Here is a 13,452-nt window from a genome sequence, read left to right on the forward strand (position 1 = left end):
CGATGATCCACGAAATGGACTACGCCGAGGACGACCGCACGGTGATCCTCAACCGCCGGGGCGAGGCCCCGGCACACAGCCCGCTGACCGACTTCGCCGCGCCGCCGCGCTACGAGGAACTCGAGGAGCGGATGATCTACGCCGCCCGCCTGCGCCCGGCGGAGCCCTTCGCCCTCGGCCTCAATCCGCTGGCCGGCGCCGCCGCCGCGCTGCTCGCCGAGGCGGTGCAGCTCCGGCACGCCGGGCAGGCCGAGGATCTGCACGCGCTCAACCGGCGGCTCGGCGACGAACTCAGGCTGTTCGAGCAGCGCGCCCTGCAGGCCGGGCTCGAGAACAGCGAGGTGATGGCCGCCCGCTACGTGCTCTGCACCCTGCTCGACGAGGCGGTGGTGAGCACGCCCTGGGGCAACGAGAGCGAGTGGTCGCAGATGAGCCTGCTCAGCCGCTTCCACAACGAGACCTTCGGCGGCGAGAAGTTCTTCCGCCTGCTCGAGCGGCTCGGCCGCAACCCGGTCAAGCACCTGGCGCTGCTCGAACTGATGTACCTGTGCCTGGCGCTCGGCTTCGAGGGCCAGTACCGCGTGCTGCCGCGCGGCATGCTCGAGCTGGAGGCGATCCGCGACGCCCTGTACCGGCAGATCCGCCAGCTGCGCGGCGACGTGCCGCGGGAAATCTCGCCGCACTGGCAGGGCCTGGAGGACGGCCGCCGGCGCCTGGTGCGCAGCGTCCCCGGCGGGCTGCTGGCGCTGTCCACCCTGCTCTGCCTGGCGCTGCTCTACGGCGGCTTCGCCTGGGTGCTCGGCGAGCAGCGCGAGCGCGTGCTGCAGCCGTTTCAGGTAGTCGCGGGAGAGCAGAAGCCATGAGGAGCCTCTTTGTCACGCTCGTCGCCTGCCTCCGCCGGACCTGGGTGTGGAGTCTCTGCCTGCTGCTGCTCGCGGCCCTTCTCCTGTGGTACGCCGGTCCGCTGCTGGCCGTCGCCGAGCACAAGGTCTGGGCATCGCCGGCCAGCCGCCTGTTCAGCATCACCCTGCTCTGCCTGGCCTGGGGGCTGTCGCTGGTCTTCGCCGGCTGGCGCGCCCGCCGCCGCCAGCTGGCTGAAGAAGCTGATGACGAGGCCCGCGAGCGCCTGCGCCGCGAGGGGCTGATCGGCGAGGAACAGGCCGTCCTGCAGCAGAACTTCCACGACGCCCTGCGCACCCTCAAAGGCGACGAGTTGCCCTGGTACCTGCTGCTCGGCCCCCAGGGCAGCGGCAAGACCAGCCTGCTGGACTTCTCCGGGCTGGACTTCCCGCTCAACCATGGTGAGGCCGGGCGCCTGACCCATGAGATCGCCGGTACCCGCCACGCCGAGTGGTACTTCGGCGAGCGCGCCGTGCTGATCGACAGCCCCGGCCGCTACCTGACCCAGCCCGAGCCGGCCATCGACGGCGCGGCCTGGCACGCCCTGCTCGACCTGCTGCGCCGGCGCCGCGCCCGTCCGCTCGACGGCGTGCTGGTCAACGTCCCCCTGGCATGGCTGGGCGAAGCCGGCGAAACCGAACTGGAATCCCTGGCCCGGCAGATCCGCCAGCGCCTGCACGAGCTGCACCGCCGCCTGGGCGTCGAGCTGCCGGTCTACCTGGTGCTCGGCAAGGCCGACCGGCTGCCGGGCTTCGACGAGTGCTTCGATCAGCTGTCGCGCGAGGAGAGCGAGCAGGTGTTCGGCGCCAGCTTCCGCCGCGAGCAGGACGGCACCGCCGTCGCCGTGGTGCGCGGGGAGTTCGAGGCGCTGCTGCGCCGGCTGAACGACCAGCTGATCGCCCGCCTGCACCAGGAGCGCGACAGCCGCCGGCGCGGGCGCATCCTCGACTTCCCCCGCCAGCTCGGCCTGCTCGGCGAGCGCCTGTGCCTGTTCGTCGAACTGGCCTTCGCCGGCAACCGCTACCAGCGCGCCAGCCGGCTGCGCGGTTTCTACCTGACCAGCGCGCCACACCTCGACCTGCAGCTCGACCCGCTGACCGCCGGCATCGGCCGACGGCTGGGCCTGTCCGGCAACCTGCCAAGCCTGCGCCAGGGCCGCGCACGCTTCATCCGCCAGCTGCTGGAGCGGGTGATCTTCCCCGAGGCGGGGCTGGCCGGACTCGACCCGCAACGGCGGCGGCGCCTCGACTGGGGCCAGCGGGCCCTCTACGCCGGCGCCCTCGCCGGCCTGGCACTGTTCGGCGCCTTCTGGGCCAACGGCTTTTCCGCCAACCACCAGCGCCTCGAACAGCTGCGCGCCAGCGCCGAGCGGCTCGAACGCGAACGCCAGGCGCTCGGCGCCCGCGACGGCGCCCGCGAGAGCTTGGCGGCACTGGACGCCAGCCATGCCGCGACCCGGGTGTTCCCGCCGGCCGGCGAAATCGCCTGGCTGCAACGCGGCGGCCTGTACCAGGGCGGCGCAGTCGCGCCGACCCTGCAGCGCGCCTACCGCCGCCAGCTGGAGGAGCTGCTGCTGCCGCGCGTCGCCCGCCAGCTGGAAGCGCAGATCCGCGCCAGTCTCGGCGACCGCGAGCGCCTGCTGGGCAGCCTGCGCGCCTACCTGATGCTGAGCCTGGAGGAGCGCCGCGACGCCGATTATCTCAAGGACTGGCTGGCCGCCGACTGGTCGCAGCGCCATCCGGGCGATGCCGTCGCCCAGCACGGTCTGAACGAGCACTTCGCCCGCCTGCTCGCCGGGCCCTTCGCCGCCTACCCGCTCGATCAGCGCCTGCTCGCCCAGGCCCGCGAGGCGCTGCGCCGCGAGTCGCTGGCCACGGTGGTCTACCGCATGCTCGGCGAACAGGCGCGCCGCCTGCCCGACTACCGCCTGGCCGCGAAGCTCGGCCCGCAGGGCGCGCTGATCCGCGGTGCCGACCAGCCGATCCCCGGCTTCTATACCCAGAGCGGCTACCGGCAGTTCTTCGTCGCCCAGGGCGCCGGGCTGGTGCGCGGCCTGCTGCGCGACAACTGGGTGCTCGGCGAGAGCGAGGAGCTGAGCGGCAAGGACTTCGAGCGCCTGCTGACGGAGCTGGAGCAGCTGTACTTCCGCGACTACGCCAATCACTGGGGCGAGGCCCTGGCGCGGCTGTCGCTGGAACCCCTCGGCGGCCTGGCGCAGGGCGCCCAACAACTGGCCGGGCTGGGCGCGGCCAACTCGCCGCTGCTCGCCCTGCTCCAGGAAGTGCGCGACAACACCCGCCTGGACGGTCCTGCGCCGCTCGCCGAGGCGTCCGGCGAAGCGCTGGCGAAGACTTCGGCAGTGCCCGGCAAGGCCGCCGCGGAGCTGGCGCCGCACCCTGCGGACGGCGCGCGCCAGACTCTGGAGCGGCGCTTCGCGCCCCTGCACCGGCTGCTCGACGACGCCGGCGGCGCCGCGCCCGAGCTGGCCGCCACCCTGCAGGCGCTGGACGCCCTGCAGCTGCAGCTGGCCGGCCTGGCCCAGGCCGGTGCGCCCGAGCAGGTCGCCTTCGAACAGGCCCGGGCGCGTCTCGGCGGCCGGCGCGATGCCATCGACCAACTGCAGGGCAGCGCCACGCGCCTGCCGCCGCCGCTCGGCAACGCCCTAGCGCTGCTCGCCGGGGACGCCTGGCGGCTGATCCTCGCCAGCGCCCACCAGCACCTCGAGCAGCGCTATCGCAGCGAGCTGTACGCCGTCTATCGCGACTCGCTGCGCCAGCGCTATCCGTTCGACGCGGCCAGCGCGAGCGAGGTGGCGCTGGCCGACTTCCGCGCCTTCTTCAAGGTCCGCGGCGTCGCCGACAGCTTCTTCGAGCGCTACCTGGAGCCCTTCCTCGGCGGCAGCCCCGGCCAGTACCGCCCGCGCCAGGTCGACGGCCGCGGCCTGCCGCTGTCCGCCGAATTCCTCGCCCAGCTGGGCCGGCTGCGCGGCATCCAGCGCAGCTTTTTCGCCGAGAACCCCGAGGAGCCGCAGGTGCCGTTCCGCCTGGAACCCTACGCGCTGGACGCCGGCCTTGGCCGCGCCGAATTCCGCCTCGGCGACCGCCAGCTGGAATACCGCCACGGCCCCATCGTGCCGGAAGCCTTCCGCTGGCCGGTGGAAGCCGGCGACGGACGCGCCAGCCTGGTGGTCGAGGAACTCGGCGGGCGGCGCGTCGGCATCGAGCGCAGCGGCGGGCCCTGGGCGCTGTTCCGCCTGCTCGAGCTGCTGGAGATCGACCACCACCGCGGCCGCGACGTGCTGCTGCTCAAGGCCGATCTGGACGGCCGCCAGGCGCGCTACCTGCTGCACAGCCAGCGCTCGCCGAACCCCTTCGATCTCGCCCTGCTGCGCGACTTCAAGCTGCCGGCGGCTTTGTGATGACGGTCCTCGCATCCCCCTGGCGCAGCGCCGCGCGCAGCGAGACCGGCAAGGTCCGCGCCCGCAACGAGGACGCCGTGCTGGAACGGCCCGGCGCCGGCCTGTGGGCGGTCGCCGACGGCATGGGCGGGCACGCAGGCGGCGCCCTGGCCAGCCGGCTGATCGTCGACGGCCTGGCCGACCTGGCGCTGGAGGGCGGCCTGACGCAGCGCCTGGCACAGGTCCGCCAGTGCCTGCAGCAGGCCAATCGCCAACTGGTCCAGGCGGCGACACATGCTGCCGGACCGACCGGCAGCACCCTGGTCGTCCTGCTGGCTGCAGGCGCGCGCGTCGTCTGCCTGTGGGCCGGCGACAGCCGCTGCTATCTGTGGCGCGCTGGTCGCCTCTACCAGCTGTCGCGGGACCATTCGCTCGAACGGCGACTGATCGACCGCCAGGGCCTGCGCCCGCAGCAGGCGGCCCGCCATCCGAACGCCCAGGCGCTGACCCGCGCGGTCGGTGTCGACGAGCAGTTGGTGCTGGACAGCCTGGAGCTGGAGGCGCTGCCCGGCGACCGCTTCCTGCTCTGCAGCGACGGCCTGCACCGCAACCTGGCACCGCCGGCCCTCGGCGCCGCCCTCGACCTGCCCCTCGCCACGCTGGCCATCGAGCGCCTGTTCGCGCAGGCGCTGGCCGGGCCGGCGCGGGACAACCTCAGCGCCGTGGTGATCCGCCGATGAGCCTGCTGCCCTCCTCCGCTGTCCGCCCGGCATGCGGCGAACTGCCCGCGCTGGTCGCCGGCCGCTACCGCATCGAGCGGCTGCTCGGCGTCGGCGGCATGGGCGCGGTGTACCGCGCCCGCGACCTGCTGCGCGAGCAGTTCGGCGACCCCGAACCCGTGCTGGCGCTGAAGACCCTCGCCGCGGACTTCGCCGACTACCCCGACGCCGACGCCCTGCTCCACGCCGAGTTCGCCCTGACCAGCCGGCTGCATCATCCCCATGTGGTGCGCGCCCACGCCTTCGACCTCGACCCGGCCAGCGGCCGCGCCTTCTTCACCCTGGAACTGCTGCGCGGCCCGGGCCTCGACCAGCTGCTCGACGAGCGTCCCGAGGGGCTGGCCCCGGCCGAGCTGGGCGAAATCGCCATGGCGCTGGCCGGGGCGGTGGCGCACGCCCACCGCCGCGGCGTGCTGCACGGCGATCTCAAGCCGGGCAACGCGATCCTCGCCGAGGACGGCCTGCGCCTGATCGACTTCGGCCTCGGCCAGCCGCTGCCCGGCGCGCTGCCCGGCCTGCCGCGCCTCGACCGAGAGCGCTTCGCCGCCTGGACGCCGTGCTACGCCGCCCCGGAGCTGCTCGACGGCGCGCCGCTCAGTGCCGCCGCCGACGTCTACGCCCTCGCCTGCCTGCTCTACGAGCTCGCTGCCGGCCGCCATCCCTTCGCCCGTCTCGACGCCCGCCAGGCCCGCGAACAGGAACTGCAACGTAGCCTGACACGTCCGCCCGGACTGCCGCCGCACTGCTGGCCGGCCCTGCGCACCGCCCTGGCCTTCGACCCGGCCAAGCGGCGCATCGACGCCGCCGGCCTGCTGGCCGCCTTCCGCGCGCCGGTTCCGGGGCGCCTGCGCCGCTGGCTGCGGCTCACCCACGGATAAGGAAACCGCCATGTTCAATCCGGCCAACCAGCCGCATTTCCGTTTGAGTCTCGAAGGCCTCGACCATGACCTGCAGGTGCTCGAATTTACCGGCCATGAGGTCATCGGCCAGCCCTACCGCGTCGACCTCGAACTGGTCGGCGAGCGCCCCGACCTCGACCTGGAAAGCCTGCTGCACCGCCCGGCCTTCCTCGCCTTCGCCCCGCACGGCAGCGGCATCCACGGCCTGATCCACCGCGTCGCCCAGGGCGAGTCCGGCCGGCGGCTGACCCGCTACCGCCTGAGCCTGGTGCCGCGCCTCGCCTACCTCGCCCACCGGGTCAACCAGCGCATCTTCCAGCAGCTCTCGGTGCCGCAGATCCTCACCCGGCTGCTGGAGGAGCACGGCATCCTCGACGGCGACGCCTGCTCTTTCCGGCTCGGCGCCCAGTACCCCGCCCGCGACTACTGCGTGCAGTACGACGAATCCGACCTGCACTTCCTGCAGCGCCTGTGCGAGGAGGAAGGCATCCACTACCACTTCGAGCACAGTGCCGCCGGCCACCTGCTGGTATTCGGCGACGACCAGACCGCCTTTCCCCGCCTGACTCCGACCACTTATCAACAGGATTCCGGGCTGGTCGCCGACGAACCGGTGATCAAGCGCTTCGGCGTCCGCCTGGAAACCCGCCCTTCAAAGGTGACCCGTCGCGACTACGACTTCGAACAGCCGCGCCTGCGCCTGGAAAGCGCCTTTTCCGGTGACTTCGCTCCGGACCTGGAGGACTACGACTACCCCGGCCGCTTCACCGACCGCACGCGCGGCAAGCAGCTGGCCCGCCGCGCCCTGGAACGCCACCGCCGCGACTACCGGCTCGCCGAGGGCGCCAGCGACCAGCCGCTGCTGGCCAGCGGGCACTTCCTCGAGCTGAGCGACCACCCCCGCGCCGAGTGGAACCGGCTCTGGCTGCTCGACGCGATCCACCACGAAGGCAAACAGCCGCAGGTGCTGGAGGAGTCCATCCCCCACGACACCGATGCCGAGGACGGTTTTCAACAGGGCTACCGCAACCGCTTCACCGCCACCCCCTGGGACGCGCCGTACCGCCCGCCACTGCACCACCCCAAGCCGCGCATCCTCGGCAGCCAGACCGCGGTGGTCACCGGACCGGCCGGCGAGGAAATCCACTGCGACCAATACGGCCGGGTCAAGGTGCAGTTCCACTGGGACCGCGAGGGCCAGGCCGATGACGCCACCAGCTGCTGGCTGCGGGTGGCGACGAGCTGGGCCGGCGACCGCTACGGCGGCATCGCCATCCCGCGCGTCGGCATGGAGGTGCTGGTGACCTTCCTCGAGGGCGACCCGGACCAGCCGCTGATCACCGGCTGCCTCTATCACGCCGAGCATCCAACGCCCTACGAACTGCCGGCGCACAGGACCCGCAGCGTGTTCAAGACCCTCAGCAGCCCTGGCGGCGAGGGCTACAACGAGCTGCGCATCGAGGACCGCAAGGGCGCCGAGCAGATCTACGTCCATGCCCAGCGCGACTGGGACCAGCACATCGAGCACGACCAGAAGATCCGCGTCGGGAACCAGCGCCACGATACGGTCGAGGCCGACAGCTACACCGAGCTGAAGGCCGGGGAACACCACACCGTCCATGGCGAGCGCCGGACCGAGGTGCGCGCCAGCGACCATCTCGGCATCCACCGGGACCAGCACCTCAAGCTCGGCAACGGCCAGTTCGTCGAGGCCGGCCAGGAAATCCACCTCAAGGCCGGCGCGAAAATCGTCCTCGAAGCCGGCAGCGAACTGACCCTGCAGGCCGGCGGCAGCTTCATCAAACTCGACGCCAGCGGCATCACCCTGGTCGGCCCGCTGGTGAGGATCAACTCGGGCGGCAGCCTGGGCCGCGGTTCGGGCATCGCCCTCGAGCTGCCGCTGGCGCCCGGCGCGGCGGACCAGGGCCAGGCGGGAAACCCGCTCGACAGTGCGCTGGCCAACCAGCCTGCCAGCGACCCGGCGAAGCGCCCGCGCATGCTGAACTTTTCCGGCTGAACGCCGGTATGGAAAACCCTGCCAAGCAAGGACTGCCATGAGCGACACCCCCGCAATCCGCAACTGGAGCCTGCCCTTTCCCGGCGACGCCAGTGCCTTCGACTACCTCGCCGCCCTGGCCGACGCCGGCAGCGGCAGCTACCCCATGGGCCGCAACGGCCTGTGGCACGGCGGCATCCACTTCGACGGCCATACCGCCGGGCATCTGGACCAGTCCGAGGTGCGCTGCATCGCCGACGGCGAGGTGATCGCCTACCGCATCGACGCGCGCTATCCGTACAGCGAATACAGGGCCGGCGACGTCTGCACGGTGGCGCCCTTCTCCACCGGCTTCGTGCTGGTCAGACACCGCCTGCAGGCGCCCGCCATCGGCGAGGACAGGCCGCCGGCGCTGACCCTCTACAGCCTCTACATGCACCTCAAGGAGTGGGAAGGCTATCGGGCGGAGGGCGCGGCCGCCCCGCCGCCCTTTCTCGGCGAGGCCCTCTACCGGATCAGGGCGGACAAGGCCTGCGACCCCATCCGCGGCCTGCGCGTGCGCGCCGGACGCAAGGGCACGGCGGAGCATGCGACCGTCCTGGCCCTGCTGCCCAAGGGCTGCCGGGTGCGGCTCGGCGAGGCCGACCGCGAGCGGCCGCAATGGCGCAAGCTGATCGTCCTTGTCGAAGGACGCGCCCTGCCCGACCTGCCGGCAGGCTGCGAGGGCTGGGTGTTCGGCGGCGAACTGCAGGGCACCGACGATCCCGACGTCTTCCTGGTCGGCGAACGGGCCAACGACATCGAAACCGGCCTTGCTCCCGGCAAGGGCCTGAACCTGCGCCGCGACGGCAGCGGCGAGCGCGACGACCCGATCACCGCCGTACTGCCCGAGGGGTCAGTATTCACCCTCGGTGCAGGCAGCGGCGCCTATCGCCCGCTCGGGACCGTCGTCGAAGGCGGCGACAGCCTGTGCAACCTGCATGGCCATGTACATTTCGCCTCGCTGGAGCCGGCCGGAACCCGCACGCCCACGCTCGATCGCGTGCAGGTGCTGGAGCGCCCCTGGCCGATCAAGGCCGGCGAGCCGATCGGCCACCTCGGCCTCTATCAGGATCACGACAGCGGCAGCGCCCAGCCCCGGCTGCACCTGGAAGTGTTCAGCTGCGACGACGTGCCGGCCTTCGTCCAGCGGAGCCGCGCCTGGGCCGCCCGCCTGCCGGACACGGAAAAGACCCTGCTCAAGGTGCACAGGGGCGCCAGCAAGCTGATTCCCCACCGTGCCGGCATTGATGCCGATCATCCACCCAGACCCAGCGACGAGGGCATGACGGTCGGCGTCGACCTGCTCATCCCGCAACACCTGCTGGACAGCCTGCCGGCCGAACGCAGGCTCCGCGCCGGCAGCGCCACGGCGGGCTCGGTCACCAACTGGTGGCGCCTCGACAACCTGCTGGCCGACACGGAGGGCAAGCCCATCAGCGGCTGGCTGGCCGAGCAGGAACTCATCACCACCCGCCACAGCCCCTGGGACTGGGAAGGCTTCGACTTCATCGAGGAAACCGGCCGCCCCCTCGGCGAACTGGCCCACCGGCTCGACACCGACGGCCGCCTGAGCGATGAGGAAAAACCGAACTACCAGGCGCAGATCGATCTGGCCGACAAGGGCCCGATCAGGAGCCGCCTCCACGACCTGATCGATCGCGACGGCGACGGCACACTCGCCCCCCACGAAATCGCCGCCGCCCTGCGCAAACCCTGGATCGCCCAATCCCTCTCACAACTGATCACCCGTCATGAGAGCGAGTGGTTCTGGAATCCGGAGAAGTGGGACGAACTCGATCCGTTGATGGACCACTCGCCGGAGACGCCCAACCCGAACTGGGAAAGCGAAAAGCGGCGGATCGAGAAGCTGGCGTGGTGGAGCGAACTGGCGGGGAGATATGGGATTGGGGCGGATGGGGTGGAGTGGCACTTTCAGCCTCTGGAGCTTCTTGGATCTCAGCTATCCAAGCCAAAGCTGGGTTTAATAAAAGTAATAGAAGGAAAAATAACTTTTGACGCCGAAGGCAACGACATGCCTAGCTCACCTCATTTCAGCCGGGTAATTCATTGGCCTGGAAACAGCCTGTCCGGTGTGACACTTGGCCGCGGCTATGATATGGGCTCACGAAGCGAGTCTGAAATTTTCAATCACATGATGTCTGCTGGAATTGATGAGGATAAAGCAGCCAAAATATCAAAAGCCTATGGACTAAAAGGAAGTGCCGCACAGAATTTCGTCATCAAAAACAAAGAGCTTATAGGGACAATTACCAGAGAACAACAGATCTTACTATTTAATCTGATTTATCCGAGCTACGTAGAAAAAACCATTAATAATTATAACAAGTGGACACTTGGCGAGCCAGGTAAAGTTAGCTGGCTAGATTTGAGCTTGGTAATTAGAGAAATACTCGTAGACTTTGTTTATCAAGGATTCACAAAGGGACCAAATCCCATGAGGGCAGGAATGAACAACAATATTGATGAGCTGATTCGTTATATAGAGAAAACTCCTGACATCAAGCAGTATGAAGACGGACGTCATAGAGCACTTCATCTGAAAAAACATAAACGAGAGGCTTTATGAAAAAGATTAGCTGTTTTCTTGCAACCAGCTTTCTAGTTTTTTCATTGCCAATCTATGCAGAGCAGCAAGAAAATAATTCCTGTGAACGAGTTTCAAGCAGTCAGCAAATTTTCGAATGCTCTAACATCGAAAGAAAGAAGGCAGACCAATTACTGAATAACGTTTACCACGAGCTTATAACGAGGATAATCAAACAATATAAATCAGCTCCAGAGCTTAAAGATGCTTACACTCAAAAAATCAAAGAGTCTCAGCGCCTTTGGATAAAGCTAAGAGATGCAGATTGTACTCTGGAAACATTTGAGATCGAGGCAGGAACACAAGCCTATGAAACCACATTCAATAAATGTGTAGCGCGATCCAGTATCGAAAGGGCAACTTATCTTAGAAAAATCTCCCCTGAAATATAGCTCCATTGAGAATCATCAGAAACTGCAACAAGGCTGAAGAAAAACTATGAGATGGCGGTCATGGCTTATGAATTCCTATGACTATCCGTGCAAAAACCAACACGGGCTACCCATGAATTCGCATTCCACAATCTAGAGCATTTTTTGAAAACATGAATTCGACATACAGGGGTTGCTCTTCCTGGTCATTTCGGTCCTCCTCTCCCGCTCGAACAAGGAGACCAGAATGGCTCGGGCATACAGTGCGGATCTTCGCCGACGCGTCGTCGACGCGGCCATGGGCGGGCTGTCGGCTCGGCAGGCCGCCGAGCGATTCGACGTCGGCACGGCGACAGCGATCGTCTGGGTACGGCGCTTCCGGGAAGGCGGGGAACTCGTCGCTCGCCGACAGGGCAAGCGCCGGGGCTTGCGGCTCGATCCCCATGCGGACTATCTGCTCGGCCTGCTCGAGCAAACCCCCGACCTGACGCTGGCCGAGCTCGCCGCAACCCTCGAGCGGGAGCGCGGTATTCGGGTCAGCCTGGCGACGGTATGGACGTTTCTCGACCGGCACGGCATGACGTTCAAAAAAAGACCGCGCATGCGGCCGAGCAGCAGCGGCCGGACGTCCAGGCAGCCCGACAGGAGTGGTTCGAGGAACAACCCGGTTTCGACTGGCGCAAGCTGATCTTCGTCGACGAAACCGCCGCCGCGACGAACCTGGCCCGCCTGCGAGGCTGGGCCCCTCGCGGCGAGCACTGCCGGGCCGCGGTCCCTCACGGTCACTGGAAAACCACGACCTTTACCGCCGGCCTGCGCGTGGACGGGCTAACTGCTCCGCTGGTGCTCGACGGCACCATGAACGGCCCGGCCTTCCTGGCCTATGTCGGGCAGGTCCTGGTTCCCGAGCTGACGCCCGGCGATATCGTGGTGATGGATAACCTGCCGGCCCACAAGGTCACGGGGGTACGCCAGGCCATCGAAGGCGCAGGAGCCACACTGCGCTACCTGCCTCCCTATAGCCCCGACCTGAACCCGATCGAGATGGCCTTCTCCAAGCTCAAGGCGCTGCTGCGAAAGGCGGCGGCGCGGACCGTGCCGGAGCTGTGGCAGAGCATTGGCGAGGCAATCGGGCAGTTCTCGGCGCAGGACTGCAGGCACTACTTCGAGGCAGCCGGATATGAATCGGGATAAGGTAAAAATGCTCTAGAGAAGCTCAGAGGAGTTTTATCCAGTCGCTCAAAATGGTCTTCCGACATACCAGATGATAAATTTAAAAGATGAATAGTTTATTCGAAACAAGCCGCATGTAGATGACAAAAATTTTTCCCATATTAATAACTCTCCTAGCCATGAAGGCAAATGGAGAACCCATTGATTACTCAAAGATTTCCGAGGCAAAATCTGCAAGGTTTGACAAAGTCATTGTTCGATATTTTCGTCAATATGGTGAAGTTTGTGCCAACCTACAGACGCTCGACCCTGGAAAAAATTGGCAGATCACCTCTACAAAACATGTCTGCAGCTTGGAAGGTAAATCATTTGAAACCGAATTTGCGGACATACATTTTCAGAATATTTACTTTGCAGGAGATGGTCTTCATTTTACCCTGAGCACAACACCTTTCGAGCTCATCGGCGAACAAATAAAGAACTGTATAGTCCCAATCAAAGATGGCTCTATAGGCCAAATGGCATGCCGATATGGCGGCAAGTAAATATCTTCCGTCTTTGCCGGAGGTTATTTACTAAAAAGATAATTATATAGCAAAGCACTTCACTTTGATGGAAGTGCCAGATGCTGCGCTCAGTTTTCTGCGGCCGCCATTTATAGCCATGAAAAAATACTTGAAAAACCATAAGATGCTTTTTGCTGCAATACTAGTCTTCTGTCTGGATAGCCTTCCAAGTGCTTTAGCTAGAGACCCTCACTATGTCGCTGAGCTGCATCCTCCAGTGATAGCAGAGTATGAAGGAGCAGAAATAATTGTACTCTTTACAAAAAGCAATATGAAAAATGAAATTCACAATACACACGTTCCTGATGGAGAGGTATTCTATATCTCAAGAAGACCTTTCATTCCCAAGCTTAATTACGTTTGGAAAATAGAGGACGAAGAAGTCTCTTCAGTGTTTTTCTATGAATGGAAAACCCAGCCAAAAGCCGGGAAAACACTTTTTCTGCTGACAAGAAACCGCCTTTCGAACAGCTCATTCAGTGGATACGAATATTCCGTCATGGAATTTCCTTTGATTAAAGAAGGAAGCCAGCTTTCTTTGGCGTTCTTTCCTGGTGATATTCAAGAATCTGCATTAACGAACTGCCGCGATGGTCGTGATCTCTCCACTGGTAAAACAGTGATATGTCCTTATAAAACTGCAGCCAGTGTGAAAAATTACTTATCTTCACAAGATGCAATCAAATAGATTTCTGGTAACTACAAAACCCCGCCAAGTTAATTA

General features: G+C 65.6%; 10 protein-coding genes. All 10 read left to right on the forward strand.

What is annotated here, in order from left to right:
- The first annotated feature begins 2 nt into the window (after positions 1 to 2).
- Entirely contained in the window at positions 3 to 863 is an 861-nt protein-coding gene (gene icmH, locus EV691_RS15275; RefSeq protein ID WP_131297728.1) for a type IVB secretion system protein IcmH/DotU, read from the forward strand.
- On the forward strand, positions 860 to 4,318 hold the full coding sequence (tssM, locus tag EV691_RS15280; protein ID WP_131297727.1) for a type VI secretion system membrane subunit TssM: 3,459 nt from the start codon (positions 860 to 862) through the stop codon (positions 4,316 to 4,318). Before icmH ends, tssM begins: the two co-directional genes overlap by 4 nt.
- On the forward strand, positions 4,318 to 5,037 hold the full coding sequence (locus EV691_RS15285; protein WP_131297726.1) for a PP2C family protein-serine/threonine phosphatase: 720 nt from the start codon (positions 4,318 to 4,320) through the stop codon (positions 5,035 to 5,037). The genes tssM and EV691_RS15285 overlap by 1 nt, the downstream gene beginning before the upstream one ends.
- Entirely contained in the window at positions 5,034 to 5,954 is a 921-nt protein-coding gene (locus tag EV691_RS15290; RefSeq protein ID WP_131297725.1) for a serine/threonine-protein kinase, read from the forward strand. The genes EV691_RS15285 and EV691_RS15290 overlap by 4 nt, the downstream gene beginning before the upstream one ends.
- A gap of 10 nt (positions 5,955 to 5,964) precedes the next feature.
- Positions 5,965 to 7,992: a type VI secretion system Vgr family protein gene (locus EV691_RS15295; protein WP_131297724.1), complete on the forward strand. Its 2,028-nt coding sequence runs from the start codon at positions 5,965 to 5,967 to the stop codon at positions 7,990 to 7,992.
- A gap of 37 nt (positions 7,993 to 8,029) precedes the next feature.
- Entirely contained in the window at positions 8,030 to 10,600 is a 2,571-nt protein-coding gene (locus tag EV691_RS15300) for a lysozyme family protein (protein WP_242672496.1), read from the forward strand.
- On the forward strand, positions 10,597 to 11,010 hold the full coding sequence (locus EV691_RS15305; RefSeq protein WP_131297723.1) for a lysozyme inhibitor LprI family protein: 414 nt from the start codon (positions 10,597 to 10,599) through the stop codon (positions 11,008 to 11,010). The genes EV691_RS15300 and EV691_RS15305 overlap by 4 nt, the downstream gene beginning before the upstream one ends.
- A 226-nt stretch (positions 11,011 to 11,236) precedes the next feature.
- A protein-coding gene (locus EV691_RS15310; protein WP_377812076.1) for an IS630 family transposase occupies positions 11,237 to 12,183 on the forward strand; the annotation gives its coding sequence in 2 pieces (ribosomal slippage) (positions 11,237 to 11,573 and positions 11,573 to 12,183; 948 coding nt in all).
- A 119-nt stretch (positions 12,184 to 12,302) separates the two neighbouring features.
- Positions 12,303 to 12,707: a hypothetical protein gene (locus tag EV691_RS15315; RefSeq protein WP_131297721.1), complete on the forward strand. Its 405-nt coding sequence runs from the start codon at positions 12,303 to 12,305 to the stop codon at positions 12,705 to 12,707.
- A 67-nt stretch (positions 12,708 to 12,774) separates the two neighbouring features.
- Complete coding sequence (locus EV691_RS15320) at positions 12,775 to 13,416, forward strand: hypothetical protein (protein ID WP_131297720.1); 642 nt, start codon at positions 12,775 to 12,777, stop codon at positions 13,414 to 13,416.
- Positions 13,417 to 13,452 lie beyond the last annotated feature (36 nt).

The organism is Azotobacter chroococcum (genome assembly GCF_004339665.1).
Lineage (GTDB): Bacteria > Pseudomonadota > Gammaproteobacteria > Pseudomonadales > Pseudomonadaceae > Azotobacter > Azotobacter chroococcum.